At 67.0% G+C, this 15,602-nt stretch carries 15 protein-coding genes and 1 other RNA gene; 10 read left to right on the top strand and 6 right to left on the bottom strand.

Going from position 1 to position 15,602, the window contains the following annotated elements:
- Positions 1-42 precede the first annotated feature (42 nt).
- Positions 43-399 carry a TfoX/Sxy family protein gene (locus XM1_RS09160; protein ID WP_068432844.1) on the bottom strand — a complete coding sequence of 119 codons (357 nt, stop codon included), beginning with the start codon at positions 397-399 and terminating at the stop codon, positions 43-45.
- A 98-nt stretch (positions 400-497) separates the two neighbouring features.
- Here XM1_RS09160 and XM1_RS09155 point away from each other — a divergent pair, with 98 nt between their 5' ends.
- Together XM1_RS09155 and XM1_RS09150 are read left to right on the top strand one after the other, a co-directional pair.
- A complete protein-coding gene (locus tag XM1_RS09155) occupies positions 498-1,037 on the top strand; it encodes an Rrf2 family transcriptional regulator (protein WP_068432843.1) in 540 nt (179 codons plus the stop codon).
- Between the two features lie 32 nt (positions 1,038-1,069).
- Positions 1,070-1,510 carry a carboxymuconolactone decarboxylase family protein gene (locus XM1_RS09150; protein WP_068432842.1) on the top strand — a complete coding sequence of 147 codons (441 nt, stop codon included), beginning with the start codon at positions 1,070-1,072 and terminating at the stop codon, positions 1,508-1,510.
- Between the two features lie 239 nt (positions 1,511-1,749).
- On the opposite strand, the gene XM1_RS09145 is transcribed toward XM1_RS09150, so the two are convergent.
- The 4 genes from XM1_RS09145 to XM1_RS23165 form a co-directional block, all read right to left on the bottom strand.
- Entirely contained in the window at positions 1,750-3,366 is a 1,617-nt protein-coding gene (locus tag XM1_RS09145; protein WP_068432840.1) for a fumarate hydratase, read from the bottom strand.
- Between the two features lie 131 nt (positions 3,367-3,497).
- A complete protein-coding gene (locus XM1_RS09140) occupies positions 3,498-4,046 on the bottom strand; it encodes an SspB family protein (protein ID WP_068432838.1) in 549 nt (182 codons plus the stop codon).
- A 5-nt stretch (positions 4,047-4,051) separates the two neighbouring features.
- Positions 4,052-4,371, bottom strand: a transfer-messenger RNA (tmRNA) gene (gene ssrA / locus XM1_RS09135).
- On the bottom strand, positions 4,340-5,527 hold the full coding sequence (locus tag XM1_RS23165) for a diguanylate cyclase (protein WP_172821902.1): 1,188 nt from the start codon (positions 5,525-5,527) through the stop codon (positions 4,340-4,342). The genes ssrA and XM1_RS23165 overlap by 32 nt, the downstream gene beginning before the upstream one ends.
- A 161-nt stretch (positions 5,528-5,688) precedes the next feature.
- Between XM1_RS23165 and XM1_RS09125 the strand changes: the two genes are divergently transcribed.
- From XM1_RS09125 to XM1_RS09100, 6 genes are all read left to right on the top strand, one after another.
- Entirely contained in the window at positions 5,689-6,483 is a 795-nt protein-coding gene (locus XM1_RS09125) for a thymidylate synthase (protein ID WP_068432834.1), read from the top strand.
- Complete coding sequence (locus XM1_RS09120) at positions 6,480-6,971, top strand: dihydrofolate reductase (RefSeq protein ID WP_068432832.1); 492 nt, start codon at positions 6,480-6,482, stop codon at positions 6,969-6,971. The genes XM1_RS09125 and XM1_RS09120 overlap by 4 nt, the downstream gene beginning before the upstream one ends.
- Positions 6,972-7,073: 102 nt before the next feature.
- On the top strand, positions 7,074-8,813 hold the full coding sequence (locus XM1_RS09115) for an ABC transporter permease subunit (RefSeq protein WP_068432830.1): 1,740 nt from the start codon (positions 7,074-7,076) through the stop codon (positions 8,811-8,813).
- A 12-nt stretch (positions 8,814-8,825) separates the two neighbouring features.
- Positions 8,826-10,184: a nitrate/sulfonate/bicarbonate ABC transporter ATP-binding protein gene (locus XM1_RS09110; protein ID WP_068432828.1), complete on the top strand. Its 1,359-nt coding sequence runs from the start codon at positions 8,826-8,828 to the stop codon at positions 10,182-10,184.
- Between the two features lie 110 nt (positions 10,185-10,294).
- Entirely contained in the window at positions 10,295-11,242 is a 948-nt protein-coding gene (gene dctP, locus XM1_RS09105) for a TRAP transporter substrate-binding protein DctP (RefSeq protein ID WP_068432826.1), read from the top strand.
- Between the two features lie 4 nt (positions 11,243-11,246).
- Positions 11,247-11,933, top strand: coding sequence for a class I SAM-dependent methyltransferase (locus XM1_RS09100; protein ID WP_068432823.1), 687 nt, complete (start codon positions 11,247-11,249; stop codon positions 11,931-11,933).
- On the opposite strand, the gene XM1_RS09095 is transcribed toward XM1_RS09100, so the two are convergent.
- Positions 11,934-12,773, bottom strand: coding sequence for an alpha/beta fold hydrolase (locus tag XM1_RS09095; RefSeq protein WP_068432821.1), 840 nt, complete (start codon positions 12,771-12,773; stop codon positions 11,934-11,936).
- A 205-nt stretch (positions 12,774-12,978) separates the two neighbouring features.
- Here XM1_RS09095 and XM1_RS09090 point away from each other — a divergent pair, with 205 nt between their 5' ends.
- Together XM1_RS09090 and XM1_RS09085 are read left to right on the top strand one after the other, a co-directional pair.
- Positions 12,979-13,962 (top strand): diguanylate cyclase domain-containing protein, encoded by a 984-nt coding sequence (locus tag XM1_RS09090; RefSeq protein ID WP_068432819.1) that lies wholly within the window; start codon positions 12,979-12,981, stop codon positions 13,960-13,962.
- A 65-nt stretch (positions 13,963-14,027) separates the two neighbouring features.
- Positions 14,028-15,485, top strand: a complete 1,458-nt coding sequence (locus XM1_RS09085) for an NAD-dependent succinate-semialdehyde dehydrogenase (protein WP_068437670.1) — start codon at positions 14,028-14,030, stop codon at positions 15,483-15,485.
- The last annotated feature ends 117 nt before the right edge of the window (positions 15,486-15,602 follow it).

The following is a 15,602-nucleotide window of genomic DNA, read 5'->3' as shown; positions in this document are numbered from 1 at the left end:
GACGCTCTTTGCGAATAAGACGCACTCTGTAGAGAGTGAGCCTCACCGCCGGCCTTTTCCAGTCCTTTTCGATTTGGGCTTGCGGGTTCTGAGCGCCGCGTCGAACGCAGCCCGGCCCCAGGCGCACAATTGCGCCCCATCCTCCAGGACATCCGCCGGGACCTCCCAATAGGGCATGGTCATGGGCCTGTCCTCCCACGGCTTGAACCGGGCGGCACCGGCGTCTTCGAACATGGCGCGGTTGCCGTCATCTGCCTTGAGGAACAGGGTGTCCCAGGCGATCAGCCCGAACATCAATCCGTCGAGATAGATGCCGAAGCCCCCGAACATGGCCCGGGCCGTCACGGGCCCCAACGGCGAAAGCACGTCGCAGATATGGTCGGCGAACTGGCGTGACATCCCGGCTTCCCCTCCTGGCCCGGCAGTAAAATATCTTGCCATTCCCGCCTCGGGCAATCTAGGCTAATAACTGCGATTTGTTATGTCGGAGTTTGTCCGTGGCCTTCATCAGCACCGGCGTCGAGTACGGCCTGCACTGCCTGCTCTATCTGGCCGACCCGGCGGGGCGGACGTCCAGCCCCAGCGTCCGCGACCTTGCCGAGCTCCAGGGGGTTCCGGCCGAGTATCTGGCCAAGCTGTTCACCAAACTGTCCAAGGCGGGCCTCGTCGTCGCCACCGAAGGCGTGCGGGGCGGATTCGCCCTGGCCCGGCGGCCCGAGGACATCAGCTTCCAGGATGTCATCCTGGCCATCGACGGCGACAAGTCCCTGTTCGAGTGCCGCGAGATCAGAGACCGCTGCGCCGTCTTCGACGCCGAGAAGCCCGCCTGGGCCTCCAAGGGATTGTGCTCGATCCACTCCATCATGCTGATGGCGGAAAAGCGCATGCGCGACGAACTGGCCGCCCATTCGCTGGCCGGGCTTGCCGCCCAGGTGGCCGCCAAGGCGCCGGCCGATTTCGGCCACCAGATCGCCGCCTGGCTGGACGAGCGGTCGGCCAACCGCCGCCCGGACCGCGACGCGGCCTCGGCCGAATAAAACCACCTCCCCCTGAACCGAAGAGGATTGAAATGGACCAACGTCTCGACCTGACCAAGATCGCCCCCGATGGATACAAGGCCATGCTGGGCGTGCATTCCTACGTCCAGAACAGCGGCCTGGGGCTCGGCCTGCTGGAACTGGTGAAGATGCGCGTCTCCCAGATCAACGGCTGCGCCTTCTGCATCGCCATGCATGTGCCGCTGGCCCTCAAGCATGGCATCAGCCAGAACCAGCTGCATCTCCTCGCCGCCTGGCGCGAGGCGCCGGTCTACAGCCCGGCGGAACGGGCCGCCCTGGCCTGGGCCGAAGCCCTGACCCACCTTTCCGGCGGCGACGTCCCCGATGGCGTCTATGCCGAAGCGCTCCGGCATTTCTCGGAGAAAGAGGTGGCCGACCTGTCCTTCGCGGTGGCCGAGATCAACGCCTGGAACCGCCTGATGATCGCCACCCGCACGCCGCCCCAGGTTTAAGGGCAGACTGCGTTATCAGCCCCCTTTTGCGTCATGCCCGGCCTTGTGCCGGGCACCCACGCCCATCCGCCGGTTCATGCCCGTCGAATGGAACTCAGGCGGACCCGCGTGGGTGGCCGGGACAAGCCCGGCCATGACAACACGGGAGATTTCAAAGAATAAGGAGGTCCGGAGCATCGCTCCGGGCGGGTAAGGGCGGCAGCCCATCCGCGTCAGCGGATACGCTACCGCCCCAAGCCTCAGTGGGCGAAGTCGGCGAAGAAGTCGTTGCCCTTGTCGTCGACGACGATGAAGGCGGGGAAGTCGACCACTTCGATGCGCCAGATGGCTTCCATGCCCAGTTCGGGGTACTCGATGACCTCGACCTTCTTGATGCAGTCCTGGGCCAGACGGGCGGCGGCGCCGCCGACCGAGCCCAGGTAGAAGCCGCCGTACTTCTTGCAGGCATCGGTGACGGCCTTGGAGCGGTTGCCCTTGGCGATCATCAGCATGGAGCCGCCGGCGGCCTGGAACTGGTCGACGTAGGAATCCATGCGCCCCGCCGTGGTGGGACCGAACGAGCCCGAGGCGTAGTTGGACGGGGTCTTGGCCGGGCCGGCGTAGTAGACGCCCATCTGCTTGAAGTAGTCGGGCAGGCCCTCGCCCCGGTCCAGACGCTCCTTGAGCTTGGCGTGGGCGATGTCGCGGGCGACGATCATCGGGCCGGTGAGCGACACGCGGGTCTTCACCGGGTACTGGGACAGCGTCTTCCTGATCTCGTCCATGGGACGGTTCAGGTCGATCTTGACCACCTCGCCGGCCAGCTTGGAGGCGTCCACGTCGGGCAGATACTTGGCCGGATCCTTTTCCATGGCCTCCACATACACGCCGTCCTTGGTGATCTTGCCGAGGATCTGGCGGTCGGCCGAGCACGACACGCCGATGGCCACCGGGCACGAGGCGCCGTGGCGCGGCAGGCGGATGACGCGCACGTCATGGCAGAAGTACTTGCCGCCGAACTGGGCGCCGATGCCCATGTCCTGGGTCATCTTCAGCACGATCTGCTCGAGCTCCACGTCGCGGAAGGCCTGGCCGTACTTGTTGCCCGAGGTGGGCAGCGAGTCCAGGTACTTGGCGGACGCCAGCTTGACCGTCTTCAGGCACATCTCGGCCGACAGGCCGCCGATGACGATGGCCAGGTGGTAGGGCGGGCAGGCCGAGGTGCCGAGCGTCCGGATCTGGGCGTCGAGGAAGGTCAGCAGGCTCTTGGGGTTCAAGAGCGCCTTGGTCTGCTGGTAGAGGAAGGTCTTGTTGGCCGAGCCGCCGCCCTTGGCCATGAACATGAACTTGTAGGCATCGCCCTCGGTGGCGAACAGGTCGATCTGGGCCGGCAGGTTGGTGCCGGTGTTGACCTCTTCGTACATGTCCAGCGGCGCGGTCTGGGAATAGCGCAGGTTCAGCTCGGTGTAGGCCTCCTGGACGCCCTGGGAGATGGCCGCCTCGTCGCCGCCGCCGGTCCACACCTTCTGGCCCTTCTTGCCCATGACGATGGCGGTGCCGGTGTCCTGGCACATGGGCAGCACGCCGCCCGCGGCGATGCAGGCGTTCTTCAACAGGTCATAGGCGACGAAACGGTCGTTGGGCGAGGAATTGGCGTCGTCGAGGATGTTCCTCAGCTGCTGCAGATGGGCGGGGCGCAGCAGATGCGAGGTGTCCTTGATGGCTTCCTTGGTCAGCCGGACGATCGCCTCGGGGGCCACGGTGACGACCGTCTGGCCGTTGAAGCTGGCGGTGCCCACGCCGTCCGCGGTGATCTTGCGGTAGGGGGTGTCGTCGGAAGACAGCGGGAACAGCTCGTGGTAGGCGAAATCGGACATGGTCGGCGACCTCGGTCAGAGAGGAAACGGGTAGCGCCGTCCCACCCTTCGGGGCTGGGCGGCTCGGTCAGGTCAAACACCTTTTTGCGGGCAACGTCAAGGGGCGGCCACCGGCGGGCGGCCCAAGACGGTCACTTCTTGCGGAACTTGTCCAGCGCCACCACGTTGCCGTCGCCGCCCTCGCCGGGGGGCGTGGGCTCGGGCTCGCCATCCTTGGGCGAGGTGGAGGCGCGCGACGGCGGCGGATCGAACTCGTCGATCTCCACATCGTCGTCGTCATCGTCGTCATCGCCGGGAATGGCCTGGAACTGCAGGCCGAACTTGGCGGAGGGATCGGCGAAGCCGGTCACCGCCGAGAAGGGGATCACCATCCGCTCGGGCTTGCCCGAGAAGGACAGGGTCACCGAGAAGCCGTCCTCGGTGACGTCCAGGTCCCAGAACTGGTGCTGCAGCACGATGGTCATCTCGTCGGGATGGCGCGCCTTGAGGTGGTCGGCCATCTCCACGTCGGGATGGTGCGGACGGAAGGTGATGTAGAAGTGATGCTCGCCCGGCAGGCCGTGCTCGGCGGCAAAGACCAGAGAATCACGGACAACGCCGCGCAGGGCCTCTTCCACCATCTTGTCGTAGCGCAGTTCTTCCACCGGCGAAAAATCCCATCCCTTGGCCAAAAGCCGCATTGGTAAGTGGGGGGAGTTCTGTTGCCCGGTTCCCCCCGGACCGCGCTTACGGGTTAAGCCGCAGCGGCAAGAGCAACGTTGTCGTTGGCACTTGTTAGGATTGACCCGATAACGGTGGTATCATGCCGAACGCAAACCAGACCTTTACTGCGCACGTCGATCCTGTTTCGCCCCCGATGTTCCGGCCCGCACTGGGCCGGGAGATTTGGTGGAGGCGCCGGGTACCGCCCCCGGGTCCGTAACGTCTATTCCGTGTGGCGTTTAGCGTCATAGCCGGTTGCCCGGCATCCCCACTATAAAGCGGGCGTGAGCGAAGCGCCAGTCCTGTCGGGATTCGTTTCGGAAACCGCCACCACCCGGTCGCGGCCCTCGGCCTTGGCCCGGTACAGTCGCTGATCGGCCTCGGACATGGCCTGCTCCAGGGTTCGGTCGCCGCCCAGCTCGGCCATGCCGATGCTGATCGTGACGGTGGCCGGGCCATTGGCCGTCTCCACCGCCGCCCCGGCCAGCGCCGTCCGCAGCCGCTCGGCCACCGGCAGGGCCGCCGCCACGGTGGTTCCGGGCAGCACCACGGCGAATTCCTCGCCGCCCAGCCGGCCGCAGACGTCCACGTCGCGCAGATGCTCGCGCAGCACGCCGCCCACCCGGCGCAGGACGTCGTCGCCGACGGCGTGGCCGAACCGGTCGTTGATCCGCTTGAAATGGTCCACGTCCATCATCATCACGGCGATGGGCTGGCCCGACCGCAGGCACAGCCGCCGCCGATCCTCGGCGAGATCGAGAAAGTGGGCGCGGTTGGCGATGCCCGTCAACAGGTCGGTGGTCGCCAGACGCAGCAGCGAACGGTCGGCGTCCTCCTTGACCAGCAGCAGGAAGCAGAAGCCGTCGCACAGCGAGAAGACGTAGCCGAGCACGAACATGGCCTGGTTGGCCACGGCGGCGCTTTGCGGGTCCCATGCCTGGCTGGACCACGCCAGGGCGGCGCGGACCAGGGCGGTGAGCGCGATCAGGATGTTGCTGGCCACCAGCACCGCCTGGACCCACGACCGGCGGCGGCGCGACGCCGACAGCGCCAGGGCGTTCAGGCTGAACAGGACGAACAGGCATGACGAGAACAGCACCGCCATGTGGGCGGCCTTGGCCCCTGCGGCGACGCCGCCCAGATAGGCCGCCATCAGGGCGGCGAAGAGCAAGGCCGCTCCCCGCACCCGCCGGCCGAGCCCGGCATAGGACAGGAACGCCACCAGCTCGACGAAATGCCCCGCGATGTAAAGCAGGTTGCCGGCGAAGCTCCAGGGATAGGCGAACGCCGCCTTGGCGATGATCAGGCCGATGGCCAGCCCCTTGAGCAGCTGGGCGGCCGCCCAGATCCTCAACGCGGACCGGTCGGAGGCGCGGCCGACATGGGCGAGCATCAGCGCCCCGAACACCAGATTGCTGATGGCCAGCGTCATCCACAAGGTCTTGGTATCGAAACCCAAGGGCAAACTCCCGAAAGACCCCATACCTTAGACTAGAGCCGTTCAAATGTCTCCGTCCAGAACGTGACAACGCGTGGCGAAAGAAGGCGGGCAAGCGGCGTTGCGTCGGCGCAAGCGCCGCTGCTACAGTGCCGCCCACCCCAGTTCGGAGGCACGCCCCCTTGCAGCAGTATCTTGATCTTCTGCGCCGCATCCGCGCCGAGGGCGTGACCAAGACCGACCGTACCGGCACCGGCACCACCAGCGTGTTCGGCCACCAGATGCGCTTCGACCTCGCCGCCGGCTTTCCCCTGGTGACCACCAAGAAGCTCCACACCCGCTCCATCTTCGTCGAGCTGCTGTGGTTCCTTCGGGGCGACACCAACACCCGCTGGCTCAAGGACAACAAGGTCTCCATCTGGGACGAATGGGCGGACGAGAACGGCGATCTCGGCCCGGTCTACGGCAAGCAGTGGCGGTCCTGGGCCTGCCCCGACGGGCGCACCGTCGACCAGATCACCCAGGTGGTGGAGATGATCCGGAAAACCCCGGATTCGCGCCGGCTGATCGTCTCGGCCTGGAATCCGGCCGACATCGAATCCATGGCCCTGCCGCCCTGCCACTGCCTGTTCCAGTTCTACGTGGCCGAGGGAAAACTCTCCTGCCAGCTCTACCAGCGCTCGGCCGACGTGTTCTTAGGCGTGCCGTTCAACATCGCCTCCTACGCCCTGCTGACCTACATGATGGCCCAGGTGACCGGGCTGGAAGTCGGCGACTTCGTCCACACCTTCGGCGACGCCCACCTCTATTCCAACCACATGGAGCAGGCGGAGCTGCAATTGAGCCGCGATCCCCTGCCCCTGCCCCGGCTGGAATTGAACCCCGACGTGAAGGATCTGTTCGCCTTCACCATGGACGACATCAAGGTGGTGGACTACCAGTCCCACCCCCACATCGCCGCGCCGGTGGCGGTATGAGTCCAAGCGTTTCAATCATCGTCGCCGTCGCCGCCAACGGGGTGATCGGCAAGGACAACCAGCTTCCCTGGCACATCCCCGAGGACCTGAAGTGGTTCAAGGAGAACACGCTGGGCAAGCCGGTGATCATGGGCCGCAAGACCTGGGACTCCATCGGCCGCCCGCTGCCGAAGCGCCCCAACATCGTGGTGACCCGCCAGGCGGACTGGCGGGCCGAGGGCGCGCATACGGCCCATTGCCTGGACGAGGCGCTTGCCCTGGCGGCCCGACTGGCCCCCGAGGCGGCCGAACTGATGGTGATCGGCGGCAACGCCCTGTTCGCCGAGGCCCTGCCCCGGGCCGGGCGCCTGTATCTGACCGAGATCAGGCGCGCCTATGAGGGCGACACGGTTTTCCCCCCTCTCGACCGCTCCCTTTGGCGGGAAACCTTGCGCCGTTCCAATCCCGGCGATCCTCCCTTCGACTTCGTGGTTCTGGAGCGGGGCTGACGTCGGCCTGACTGTCACGGTCTTGTAAAGGTTTCCCGTCTCGACAAGGGCGGGTCGGGCAGGCTATGAGGGGCGCACTCAACCCGAACCGGAACGGCCGGAATGCGTTGGAGCCTTCCCACAGTCGCGGTGGCGCCGGAACTCAAGCCCAATTTCTGGGATCTGGCGATCATACCGATGATCTTCGCGCTGCTGGCCCTGCTGGCCTATGGCGGCGCGCAGATGACCACGCCCTATGATGTGGGAGAGAAGCTGGCCCTGTCGCTGGACCCTGCCGGCCTGCCCTATTACCTGCTGCGCAGCGCGCTGCGCATGGCCGCCGCCCTGGCCGCCTCGCTGGCCTTCACCCTGGTCTACGCCACCCTGGCGGCCAAGGTGCCGGCCCTGGAAAAGATCCTGATCCCCATCCTCGACATCTTGCAGTCGATTCCGATCCTGGGGTTCCTGTCCATCACGGTCACCGGCTTCATCGCCATGTTCCCCGGCAACCTGCTGGGGGTGGAATGCGCCGCCATCTTCGCCATCTTCACCTCGCAGGCCTGGAACATGACGTTCAGCCTGTATTCCTCGCTGAAGACGGTGCCCAACGACCTGATCGAAGCCTCGGAGATGTTCCACCTGTCGCCGTGGCAGCGCTTCTGGCGCCTGGAACTGCCCTGGGCCATGCCCGGCCTGGTCTGGAACATGATGATGAGCGTGTCGGGCGGCTGGTTCTTCGTGGTGGCGTCGGAAGCCATCTCGGTGTCGGGCCAGAGCATCGCCCTGCCCGGCGTCGGCTCCTACATCGCGCTGGCCATCGCCGAGGAAAATCTGGCGGCCATCGGCTGGGCCATGCTGGCGGTGCTGGCCGGCATCGTCATCTACGACCAGCTGATGTTCCGCCCGCTGGTGGCCTGGGCCGACAAGTTCAAGGTGGATTCCGCCCCCGGCGAACAGCAGCCGGAATCCTGGCTGCTGACCCTGCTGCAGCGCGGCCGCCTGTCGCGCTTCCTGGCCCGCCTGCCGGCCGCCCTGTGGGATCGCTTCACCGGCCTGCTGCGCCGCCGCGAGGAGGCCGCGCTGTTCCATAGCGCCCCCATCCACATGGTGACCCTGCCGTCCTGGGCCGAACGCGCCTGGGACGGGCTGCTGATCGTGGCGGCGGCGGGCGCGCTGGTCGAGGTCGGGCTGTTCATTCACGGCTCCATCGGACTGATGGAGGTGGGCCAGGTGCTGTTTTACGGCATCGCCACCGCGCTGCGCGTGGTCATCCTGATCAGCCTGGCCTCGCTGATCTGGGTGCCGGTGGGCGTGTGGATCGGCCAGCGGCCGGTGGTGGCCCAGAACGTCCAGTGGATCGCCCAGTTCCTGGCCGCCTTCCCCGCCAACCTGATGTTCCCGGTGGCGGTGGTGCTGATCGTCCATTTCGACGCCAACGTCAACGTGTGGACCAGCCCGCTGATGATCCTGGGCACCCAGTGGTACATCCTGTTCAACGTCATCGCCGGGGCCGCCGCCATCCCCCAGGACATGAAGGACGCGGCGGGCAATCTGGGCCTGTCGGGCTGGCTCAGGTGGAAGAAGTTCATCCTGCCCGCCATCTTCCCGTCCTACGTCACCGGGGCGGTGACCGCCTCGGGCGGCTCGTGGAACGCCTCGATCGTGTCGGAACTGGTCAGCTGGGGCGACACGCGGCTGGAGGCGGTGGGGCTGGGCTCCTACATCGCGCGGGCCACCTCGGACGGCGACTTTCCCCGCATCGCGCTGGGCATCGCGGTGATGTGCCTGTTCGTGATGGGCTTCAACCGCTTCCTGTGGCGGCGACTTTACATGCTGGCCGCCGAGCGGCTGCGTCTGGATTAGAAGGAGCGGGCCATGGCAGACAACACCATCCCCACCGCCCTGCTCGACCTGAGGGGCGTGCGCAAGTCCTTCCGCACCCCGGAGCGCCACGAGCGCACCGTGCTGGAAGGCGTCGACTTCAAGCTGGAGGAAGGCGAGATCGTCGCCCTTCTGGGCAAGTCGGGTTCGGGCAAATCCACGCTGCTGCGCATCATGGCCGGGCTGATCAAGGCCAATGGCGGCGAGGTCAAGTACCGGGGCCAGACCATGACCGGTCCGGCCAAGGGCATCTCCATGGTGTTCCAGTCCTTCGCCCTGTTCCCCTGGCTGACGGTTGAGGAGAACGTCGAGCTGGGCCTGGAGGCGGCGGGCGTGGCCAAGGCCGAACGCGAGGACCGCGCCAACGAGGCCATCGAGCTGATCGGCCTGGGCGGCTATGAAAGCGCGTACCCGAAGGAATTGTCGGGCGGCATGCGCCAGCGCGTCGGCTTCGCCCGCGCCCTGGTGATGCGCCCCGACGTGCTGCTGCTCGACGAGCCGTTCTCGGCGCTGGACGTGCTGACCTCGGAAACGCTGCGCGAGGATCTGCTGGAACTGTGGGACGAGCGCAAGATCCCCACCAAGGGCATCCTGCTGGTCTCCCACAACATCGAGGAAGCGGTCTCCATGGCCGATCGCGTCCTGGTGTTCTCGTCCGACCCCGGGCGGGTGCGGGCCGAGATCCGCGTCAACCTGCCCCGGCCGCGCGACACCGAATCGCCGGCCTTCCGCCAGATCGTCGACGAGGTCTACACCCTGATGACCGCCAACGTCCGCGGCGGCGGCCTGGGCATGGCCGAGCAGCTGACGCTGGGCTACCGCCTGCCCGACACCACGCCGGGCAAGATGGCCGGCCTGATGGAGACCATCGCCGAGGCCCCCTTCAACGGCCGCGCCGACCTGCCGCAGCTGGCCGAGGAGACGGAGCTGGAAGACGACCAGCTGTTCCACCTGTTCGAGGGCCTGCGCGTCCTGGGGCTGGCCCGCATCGCGGCGGGCGACATCTTCGTCACCCCCGCCGGCCAGGCCTTCGTCGAGGCCGACGACGCGGCGCGCAAGGACCTGTTCGCCGAATCCCTGGTCAAGAACATCCCGCTGGCCGCCCATATCCGCCGGGTGCTGGACGAGCGCAAGGACCACCGCGCCCCGGAAGACCGCTTCTTGCAGGAATTGCAGGACTACCTCACCGACGACGAGGCCGAGCGCGTGCTGGAGACCGCCATCACCTGGGGCCGCTACGCCGAGATCTTCGACTACGACTACAATGCCGGCGTGCTGATGCTGCCCGAGGAAGTGGTCGAGGAGATGGAAGCCGAGGAAGAGGCCCGCGAGGGCGAAGACCTGCGGGAATAGTTGCCCCGAACTCCCGAACGTGCTGCACTGTCGCAGGGGATGCTCTGGGGGGGGCGGACATGGCAGTTCCAAGGCGTATTCTATTGAAACTGGCGGCGGGAGCCTGTGCGATGCTGGCCCTGACGGCCGCCGCCCGGGCCGAGACCTGGAACGCGTCCTACCAGTTTCCGCCCGGCGACCTGCGCGACGACGCCATGCGCTCCATCGCGCAGGCCATGGAACCCCAGGGGCTGACCATCCGTCTTTACGCCGCCGCCTCGCTGCTGCGACCCGGCGACCAGTGGAGCGCGCTGACCGGCGGCAACATCGACATGGTGTTCATGCCGGTGGATTACCTGCTGGACCGCATGCCCCAGTTGGCCGTGCTGTCCCTGCCGACCATGATCCGCAGCCGCGCCCAGGCCGGGCGCATCTCCGCCTCGCCCGCCATGCGCGACCTCAAGCGCCAGATCGAGGCGGCGGGCGTGGTCATTCTGACCGATTCCTGGATCCCCGGCGCCTATGCCACACGCCAGCGCTGCGTGCTCAATCCGGCCGACGCCAAGGGCCTCCGGGCACGGACCATCGGCCGCTTCATGAGCGAATACTGGGCCGGAGCAGGCGCGGTGCCGGTCCCCGTCACCACGTCCGAGGCGCTGGGTACCCTGGTCAGCAACGACCTGATCGACATCGCCAACACCTCGGCGGCGACCTTGCTGTCGCTGCGCATGGAGCGCAAGTTCGCCTGCCTGACCGTCCCCGGCTCGGGCGGCGCCATGTGGTACCTGTACGAGCCGATCATGGTGTCCAAGCGCCGCTACGATTCCTTGAGCGACGCCCAGCGCCAGGCGCTGCACGCGGCGGCCAACGAGGCGGAGGCCAACCTCGTTACGGCATTGTCGCTGCTGGAACGCCGCCTGGCCGGAAACTTCATCGCCGCCGGGGTGGACGTGGTCAAGCTGGACGACGAGGCCATGGAATCCTGGCATAAGCTGGCCCGGCGCACCGCCTGGAAGTCGTTCCGCGACCATGTGCCGGGCGGGGCCGAGCTTCTGGACAAGATACACGCCGTGGAGTGATGCGTTGAAGGAAACCAGCAAGTCCGTCGCCCGCCGGGTCCGCCAGCCCGAATTCATCACCCGCTATTTCGTCGGCCAGGGCCTGGACATCGGCAACGGGACCGATCCGCTTTCGCTTTACGGCGAGCAGTTCCCCGCCATGACCGCCTGCAAGATCTGGGACATCGTCGACGGCGACCTGCAGCACCTGACCGGGCTGGCGGATTCGACCTTCGACTTCGTGCATGCCGCCTTCATCCTGCAGAAGATGGCCTCGCCGCTGGAGGCGCTGCGCCATTGGCTGCGCGTGCTCAAACCCGGCGGCCATCTGGTGGTGCTGGTCCCCGACGAGGACATGTACGAGCAGGGCCATTGGCCGTCGCGGCACAATCCCGAGCATCGCTGGACCTTCACCCCGTTCAAGCCGAAATCGTGGAGCCCGGTCTCGGTCAACCTGCTGGAGACCGTGACCGCGCTGGGCATCCAGGCCGAACTGCGCCGCCTGGAGGTCCTGGAGGGCAGCTACCGCCACCGCCTGCCGCGCTTCGACCAGACCCTGACCCCGGTGGGCGAGGCGGCCATCGAGATGGTCATCCGCAAGCGCCCCCAGCCCGAGGCGGTGGCCGGCGGACGGCTCAATCCCGAAGGTCCGCTGTCCGCCCGCGACATCTTCGTGCTGACCGGCCTCAGGGTGGAACAGCCCAAGGGATAGTCACTCCGCCAGGAATGCCTCGATCACCGCGATCTGGTCCGGCACGTTGAGGCAGGGCGCGTGGCCGCAGCCGGGAATGGTCACCAGCCGGGCCTTGGGGCCCCGCCGGGTCATTTCCTCGGCCACTTCGGGCAGTAGCAGGTCGGATTCGGCCCCGCGCAGCACCAGGGTGGGGCAGGTCACCCCTTCATACTCGGTCCATATCTCGTAATCGCCGGCCGAGGCGGCGAACACCCGCATCACCGCCGGGTCGTAATGGACGGTGATGCGCCCGTCGCCCCTGCGCCGCGCCGAGGTTTCGGCCATGCGCCGCCATTCCGGGTCGGTCTGGAAGCCGTAGGGCTTGTAGACCAGCCGCAGGAAGTCCTCGAACGCGGTCATGGTGGGAAAATGGGGAATCTGGGTGACGTAGGCGCGGATGCGCTCCACCGCGAAGGGATTGAGGCTGGGGCCGATATCGTTCATCACCAGCCGCCGCATGCGGCTCCTCAGCGGTCCCGCCGCCAGCAGCATGCCCAGGGCCCCGCCCATGGAGGTGCCGATCCAATCCATTTCCCCGACGCCCAGTTCGTCCAGGTTCGCCTCGGCATGCTTCATATAGGCGGCCAGGGTGTAGTCCCGCGTCGGCGCCCGCGACCAGCCCGACAGGCCGCGCCCCAAAGTGTCGGGGCAGATCACCCGGTAGCGGTCGGAGAAATGCTCCGCCAGGGTATCGAAATCGCGCCCGGTCCGGGCCAGACCGTGCCACATGACCAGGGCCGGCGCCTCCTCCTCCCCCCATTCGGTGAGGTGGAATTCGCGCCCCAGGACGGTCAGGTAGCGGGAGCGGGGCGAGGCCATGGCGAAAAAACCTTTCCATAGAACCAATTGATTATATGAATTCCCGTCCGAGGCACCATCTACGTATTGTACCGAACCCGCTTGCGACGGATGCCGGGATCAGGCACCCTCGATGATAGCAATTCCGTGTTGGCGCGTATTTCTCGATTTACGACTCCCGGCGATGGCGCAGTTCCACATCGGCCGACGACAGGGGGACGGCGATGTGAACCGATCAGCAGGCCGGACGCCGAAGGGGGGGCACAGACCCCTGGAGATACTGATCGTCGATGACGACGGCGAGTCGGTCGCCCGCATCCGCGAGCTGATTGCCTGCGGCTGCGGCATCAGCGCCAACGTCACCCACGCCTCGTCCGTGGAGGACGCCTTCCGCCGCCTCGAGGCCGACGGCGTCGACCTGTGCCTCGCCGACTACCGCTTAAGCCACAAGGGCGACTTCCGCTTCTTTGCCGAGACCGGCAACCGCGCCCATACCGCCCTTGTCTTCCTGGCCGACGAGGAACGCAAGGAATGGGTCTATTCCGCGTTGCGCCACGGGGCTCAGGACTGCCTGCGCAAGGACCGCCTCGACCCCTATGAAATGGCCAAGTCCCTGGCCTTCGCCCTTTACCACAAGAACCGCGAGATGGAGTTGACGGCGGCGGCGCTGCGCGATCCCCTGACCGGGCTGGGCAACCGCGCCCTGTTCGTCGAGCAGATCGACATCCTGTTGGAGCAGGCGCGGCGCAACCGCGAGCAGTTGGCGGTTCTGTTCATGGATGTGGACGGCCTGAAGCCCATCAACGACACGCTGGGGCACTCGGTGGGCGACCAGTTGCTGAAACAGGTGGCCGAGCGGATCAAGGGCAGCACGCGCAAGAGCGATGTCCTGGCGCGGCTGGGCGGCGATGAATTCGCGGCCGTGCTGCCGGGAATCGCCTCGGCCCAGTCGGTGAGCCAGGTGGTCCAGACCCTGGCCGACGCGGTCGAATCCGACCCGTATTGCATCGACGCCCACTCCATCCGCATCGGCCTGAGCTGCGGCGCCGCCATCTTCCCCACCGACGGGCAGAGCGTGGACGAACTGCTGCACCTCGCCGACACCCGCATGTACGCGGTGAAGGCCAGGCGGCGGAACGCCAAGGCCGCCCCACCGCCGCCATCGTCGCCGCCGCTGAATATGAGCTGGTTCGGCAAGGACGCCGATTAGCCCCCCTTTTACCGCGCCGTTCCGGCGGGTATACCTTGAGGCATCCCCCGGCTTGGATGGACGCCATGCTCAAACTCTCCGATTCCGCCCTGCTCCGCGACCGCGCCTATGTGGACGGCGCCTGGACCGCCGCCCGTTCGGGCGAGACCTTCGCCGTGACCAATCCTGCCGACGGCTCGCTGATCGCCCGGGTCCCCGCCATGGGCGCCGCCGAGACGCGGGCCGCCATCGACGCCGCCGAGCGCGCCTGGGCCCCCTGGAAGGCCAAGACCGCCAAGGAGCGCTCGGTCATCCTCAAGCGCTGGTACGAGCTGATCATGGCTGCCCAGGAGGATCTGGCGGTGCTGATGACCGCCGAACAGGGCAAGCCCCTGGCCGAGGCCAAGGGCGAGGTGGCCTACGGCGCCTCCTTCGTCGAATGGTTCGCCGAGGAGGCGAAAAGGGTCTATGGCGACACCATCCCCGAGCACCTGCCCGGACGGCGCATCGTCGTCACCAAGGAACCGGTGGGCGTGGTCGCCGCCATCACGCCGTGGAACTTCCCCATCGCCATGATCACCCGCAAATGCGCCCCGGCCCTGGCGGCCGGCTGCCCGGTGGTGATCAAGCCGGCCGAGGACACTCCGCTGTCGGCCCTGGCCCTGGCCGAACTGGCCGAGCGCGCCGGCTTCCCGCCCGGAATCGTCAACGTGATCACCGCCGGCGACCCCAGGGCGGTGGGGGCCGAGCTGACCTCGAACCCCAAGGTGCGCAAGCTTTCCTTCACCGGCTCCACCGAGGTGGGCAAGCTGCTGATGGCCCAATGCGCCGCCACGGTGAAGAAGCTGTCGCTGGAACTGGGCGGCAACGCCCCCTTCATCGTCTTCGACGACGCCGATCTGGATGCGGCGGTGGCCGGCGCCATGGCGTCCAAGTACCGCAACACCGGCCAGACCTGCGTCTGCGCCAACCGCCTCCTGGTCCAGGACGGCGTCTACGATGCCTTCGCCGCCAAGCTGGCCGAGGCGGTCGGCGCTTTGAAGGTCGGCCCCGGCCTGAAGGGCGACTTCCAGCAGGGCCCGCTGATCAACGAGGAGGCGGTGCAAAAGGTCGAGCGCCACATCGCCGACGCGGTGGCCAAGGGGGCGCGCATCGTGCTGGGCGGCAAGCGCCACGCCCTGGGCGGCACCTTCTTCGAGCCGACCATCCTGGCCGACGTCACCACCGACATGGCCCCGGCGCGGGAAGAGACCTTCGGACCCGTCGCGCCGCTGTTCCGTTTCAAGACGGAGGAAGAGGCGGTGCGCATGGCCAACGACACGGAATTCGGTCTGGCCGCCTATTTCTATTCCCGCGACGTGGGCCGCGTCTGGCGGGTGTCGCGCGCCCTGGAATACGGCATCGTCGGCATCAACGAGGGCATCATCTCCACCGAGGTGGCCCCCTTCGGCGGCGTCAAGGAATCCGGCCTGGGCCGCGAGGGCTCCAAGTACGGTCTCGAGGATTTCCTCGAGATCAAATACCTGTGCATGGGCGGGATTTAGGGGCCGTCCGAGTTTAGCGGACTCTATTTTTCCTTCCGTCACCCTCGGGCTTGACCCGAGGGTCCATGGATGGCCGGGTCAAGCCCGGCCATGACGGGAAAAGGAAGTCCCTGCGCA

The organism is Magnetospirillum sp. XM-1, assembly GCF_001511835.1.
GTDB lineage: Bacteria > Pseudomonadota > Alphaproteobacteria > Rhodospirillales > Magnetospirillaceae > Phaeospirillum.
Note: the sequence above shows the minus strand (reverse complement) of the source record. Positions and strands in the feature narration are given on the sequence as shown.

Coding starts and splice junctions, on each gene's coding strand:
- XM1_RS09160 (WP_068432844.1), bottom strand. CDS start 399: ATGTCACGCCAGTTCGCCGACCATATCTGCGACGTGCTTTCGCCGTTG.
- XM1_RS09150 (WP_068432842.1), top strand. CDS start 1,070: ATGGACCAACGTCTCGACCTGACCAAGATCGCCCCCGATGGATACAAG.
- XM1_RS09145 (WP_068432840.1), bottom strand. CDS start 3,366: ATGTCCGATTTCGCCTACCACGAGCTGTTCCCGCTGTCTTCCGACGAC.
- XM1_RS09140 (WP_068432838.1), bottom strand. CDS start 4,046: ATGCGGCTTTTGGCCAAGGGATGGGATTTTTCGCCGGTGGAAGAACTG.
- XM1_RS09120 (WP_068432832.1), top strand. CDS start 6,480: ATGAGTCCAAGCGTTTCAATCATCGTCGCCGTCGCCGCCAACGGGGTG.
- XM1_RS09115 (WP_068432830.1), top strand. CDS start 7,074: ATGCGTTGGAGCCTTCCCACAGTCGCGGTGGCGCCGGAACTCAAGCCC.
- XM1_RS09110 (WP_068432828.1), top strand. CDS start 8,826: ATGGCAGACAACACCATCCCCACCGCCCTGCTCGACCTGAGGGGCGTG.
- dctP (WP_068432826.1), top strand. CDS start 10,295: ATGCTGGCCCTGACGGCCGCCGCCCGGGCCGAGACCTGGAACGCGTCC.
- XM1_RS09095 (WP_068432821.1), bottom strand. CDS start 12,773: ATGGCCTCGCCCCGCTCCCGCTACCTGACCGTCCTGGGGCGCGAATTC.
- XM1_RS09085 (WP_068437670.1), top strand. CDS start 14,028: ATGCTCAAACTCTCCGATTCCGCCCTGCTCCGCGACCGCGCCTATGTG.